This is a genomic window from Pectinatus frisingensis, assembly GCF_015732285.1.
Classification (GTDB): domain Bacteria; phylum Bacillota; class Negativicutes; order Selenomonadales; family Selenomonadaceae; genus Pectinatus; species Pectinatus frisingensis.
Map to the genome: position 1 here is coordinate 1 of NZ_WIQU01000003.1, position 2,723 is coordinate 2,723.

A 2,723-nucleotide genomic window follows, 5' to 3' on the forward strand; every position below is an offset into this window, starting at 1 on the left:
TCTTCCGTCTTTGCACTTCATTAAACTGTGGTTGATATTCGGTATTTAGTGCATCAATTTTTTGTTGCCTGATTTCGTCAGCGCTATAAGTTATTTTAGACAAAACTGCTTTATTGTCAATATTTGTAAAATAGTATTTCCCGCTATCAGAAAAGAACGTTTGATAGTCCGTATTAGATATTTCAAGTGCTCCGTCCGGTATATTGTCATGAACATCAGAATCATAAAAAGCATTATTACCGTCTGTATTTATAACTATATATTTTTTTGACATTTATACCACTCCTATTACAGTTATTAGTGATGTTGTTGCTGCGTTATTTCCATTTATTCCTTTATTAACCCACGTTAAACTTGATGTTCCCAAGGAAAGTAGAGTAGGATTATGTTCAGCTAATGCGATTGTGCTATATCTTTGTAGTGATGCAGAAAGTACAGTTGTCATTGATAAAGGATAAGTAAATGTAGTCGCATCACCAGAAGCAGGATGTGAGGATTGTCCCCACTGTACGATAAATCCATTAGCAAATTTTATCCAACCCCAGGTATCGAGCGATTGTGCAATAATACCATCGGCTACTGGTACTGGTATATCAGTTATTAGTGATTTGACAAAAGCCGTTGTGGCAATTTGTATATTATCAGTGTCTTTCGACGCTGTTGGAGCCGTCGGTATTCCTGAAAATTCAGGACTTAATAGTTTGGCATAAGGTGATAAATCTATGTTTTTTATGATATCGTTTATCAGTTGGCGAATATCTTTATGGGCAGAATCATCACTATCATGTGCCGCAACGGCAATGGCTATATTTTTATCTGTATCTTCTTTTGTTAAATAGATAATACTATCGTTTATTATTGCTGTTACATTAGTAGTATTGCCGATAATTAATGTTATTTCTATTTTGTTTTCATCGACAGGTGTATTTTTGTCTGGCATATAGTCAGCATAATTAGCGGCATTGGTATAAGCATATAGTTGTTCAGTGCCATTTGTGCCAATTTTCGCATATATACCCAACTCTTTTGCAAAAAAACCTGTCTCAACAGCACTATTGTTAATAATAGCCGTAAGTGTTGCTTGTCCGCTGATGCTTGTGTCTATGTTGCTTATATTTGCTGTCAATATGGGATTTTTTAAATTGGTGAGTGCTTTTATGTCATCGCCGATATTTAATGTCCCATCCCCTATTTTCATAGCTGTAAAAATAAGCTGGCCGTTGCCCTGTGACTGGGCAAATAAATTGAGACCGTTATTGGTTATTACTATATTAGGATATTTAGCCATATATTTCTCGCTTTCTTAGTTTATTCTAATTTTGCCACACTGTATGTCTTTGCTATTCCAGCAATAAATATAGGCGTACTATTAATATTTACTGAAAAATCAACAGCTGGAAGAATTTTTATTTTATTAAAGACCTGTAATATGCCGCCTGTATAGATATTTCCCGCTGCCTGCAAAAGATGAACAATTAAAAACGCTAAATGTGCAGGTTTATAAGTGTTGATTGCTTCAATTAATCCAGCTATATCAAAACTTACTGCATCAGCTATTATTGAAAAAGCATAATTTGCATTATCAGGAACGATAGACACATTTGCATTATCCGCAAAATATCTGCTGGCAATAGTAGTCATATACTCAACTGTACTTGTTTGGTTTGCTTGCAGTTTTAAAAAAATCCTGTTTCTTCTTGCAATATAATCATCATTTATATTAGGCGTTATCGCTAGTGTATTTTCCCAAAGCGTCAACCCCCATGTAGCAGTAGATACAAAAAATTGGTTTAATATATCCTGCAATTGCAGCCTTATACTGTCATGTTCTGCATTGCAAGCGTCTGCTATATTTTTAAAATTGCTGTCTTTTGCTAAAAATGCAGGTAAGTATTTTAATATATCTACTTTGTTCTGCCGCATCCAGTTTAGATCAAGCATTTAATGTCACCATCCCACATACTGGCAATTGGTCATTGCTTATCGGTATATCTTTATTAGTACCATTTACAAGCAAAGTATCATAATCATAATCAGTTATGCCGGATGACAAAAGGATTTTACATATCTGTGCAATTGATATAGATGATAAAGAAAAACCATTACTATTAAAGTAAGCATTAATATTATTGGTGATAGTTTGCATATCGTAATTTCCTTTAACACTATTTGCGACTATATTTATTGCAAATGGTGCAGGGCTTGTTACTGTTAATGTCGCACCAATTGGGTATACAGATTCAATATAATCTGACACACTTTTTATTAAATCAGCACTTGCTGTCTGATTATTACTATCAATAATAATTACTTTTACTGTTCCGTTGCCATTCCAAAGTGGTATAACTTTGCATTGACCAACTCCATCAACCGATAGTGCCCATTGCTGGTAATGATAAATATTTCCACTAGTTGCCGGTGTCCTTACTTTTAATAAATAACGTGCCAATAGCTGCGCGTCAGTTTCCTGATTAAACGCATTATAAGAAGCTTCCAAATTATTTACCGCAGTGATGCCTGGTATACTATATGGAATGTTTGCTATTGTATTGGCATCAGTAATTCCGGCGATTCCAGCTGTATTGCATTGTGCTTTAACCATAACCGTACCGGTTGCGCTTACGACTGCATCAGCAAGTGTATAAAATCTCAAATCGGCAACTGTAGTAAATAGGCTGCCTTTGATGATATTTGCTCCTGCGGGTCTGTAAATAGTTTTGTGC

At 35.0% G+C, this 2,723-nt stretch carries 4 protein-coding genes; all 4 read right to left on the bottom strand.

The features are described from left to right. Nucleotides 1–274 (bottom strand): hypothetical protein (locus I6751_RS00220; protein ID WP_196590049.1); only part of this gene is annotated, 274 nt, incomplete at its 3' end. Beyond that, nucleotides 275–1,288, bottom strand: a complete 1,014-nt coding sequence (locus I6751_RS00225; protein WP_196590048.1) for a phage tail-collar fiber domain-containing protein — start codon at nucleotides 1,286–1,288, stop codon at nucleotides 275–277. A gap of 20 nt (nucleotides 1,289–1,308) precedes the next feature. Further along, entirely contained in the window at nucleotides 1,309–1,941 is a 633-nt protein-coding gene (locus I6751_RS00230; protein WP_196590047.1) for a putative phage tail protein, read from the bottom strand. Beyond that, nucleotides 1,934–2,723 (bottom strand): baseplate J/gp47 family protein (locus I6751_RS00235; protein ID WP_196590046.1); only part of this gene is annotated, 790 nt, incomplete at its 5' end. The genes I6751_RS00230 and I6751_RS00235, both read right to left, overlap by 8 nt.

Coding starts and splice junctions, on each gene's coding strand:
- I6751_RS00225 (WP_196590048.1), bottom strand. CDS start 1,288: ATGGCTAAATATCCTAATATAGTAATAACCAATAACGGTCTCAATTTA.
- I6751_RS00230 (WP_196590047.1), bottom strand. CDS start 1,941: ATGCTTGATCTAAACTGGATGCGGCAGAACAAAGTAGATATATTAAAA.